A 492-nucleotide genomic window follows, 5' to 3' on the forward strand; every position below is an offset into this window, starting at 1 on the left:
CGCTGCACGCTCCAACTTCTTTAGTTTTCAAATTCTAACTCATGAAAATAAACGCATAACATGCGTTTTTGTCATTTGTGCTATATCACGCAGTCTAAATCATAGTTTTATTATATTGATACCGAGTTAACTTCGACACAAATTGACCTTATATGGCCAACTTATTGATAAATCCTCAGCTCAATATTAGAAGTACTGACCTTTAACACTTACTTCCTCGCTAACTTCTAGCAGTTAGCCCACATCACAATCTAGACAATTCAGAGTTTCTCTAAAGTATCGAAATATATGCGATTAGGGCGAAAACAGTAGCTATTTGAATCTACGACTGCTTCCGAGGTTGGTCCCAAAGCAAGTAAATACAACTCTGATTGCGCTCCATATATCATACATGGAATACCTAGCAGTCTGAGTTTGCCATTCAAATGTGATGGCAAATCAGTTCGAAAGATAAATATCAACAATTTTCTCCAAGATTGAGGATTTCGAGAC

The 492-nt window shown here is 36.8% G+C and carries 1 pseudogene; it reads right to left on the reverse strand.

Annotated features, from left to right (window positions below):
• Nucleotides 1-266: 266 nt before the first annotated feature.
• Nucleotides 267-422: pseudogene (locus tag AB4486_RS24765) on the reverse strand (group II intron reverse transcriptase/maturase); the annotation flags it as partial.
• Nucleotides 423-492 lie beyond the last annotated feature (70 nt).

The sequence above is a fragment of the Vibrio sp. 10N.222.55.C6 genome, assembly GCF_041473395.1.
GTDB classification, from domain to species: Bacteria; Pseudomonadota; Gammaproteobacteria; order Enterobacterales; family Vibrionaceae; genus Vibrio; species Vibrio crassostreae_C.